Origin of the sequence: Vibrio splendidus 12E03, assembly GCF_000272105.2 — a bacterium.
Taxonomy (GTDB): Bacteria; Pseudomonadota; Gammaproteobacteria; order Enterobacterales; family Vibrionaceae; genus Vibrio; species Vibrio splendidus_I.
Map to the genome: position 1 here is coordinate 1 of NZ_AJZD02000264.1, position 286 is coordinate 286.

At 49.3% G+C, this 286-nt stretch carries 1 pseudogene; it reads left to right on the plus strand.

Annotation, left to right across the window (positions count from 1 at the left end):
• A pseudogene (locus A142_RS16315) lies at positions 1-253 on the plus strand (IS66 family transposase); the annotation flags it as partial.
• Positions 254-286 lie beyond the last annotated feature (33 nt).

The window sequence follows — 286 nt, forward strand, 5'->3', positions numbered from 1 at the left end:
TCCCACTTAAAAGGTGCGTCTGTCGAAACACGAAAAGCAGAACGTCAACAGCATGCCAAGCCAATACTGGATGAGTTGTACGAATGGATGACGACTCAACAAGTGATAGCGTCTAGCCCGCTGGGTAAAGCGATAAAATACACGCTCGGCCAACGGACTCATCCTCTACGATTACATGGTCAAGTGCATGCAGGAGTTAGCAAAAGCGGAGCCAGATATCGATGCGCTCCTGCCTTGGAACTTCAAAAATTAGGCATATGGTCCCGTGGGTTCATGGGACGGATAC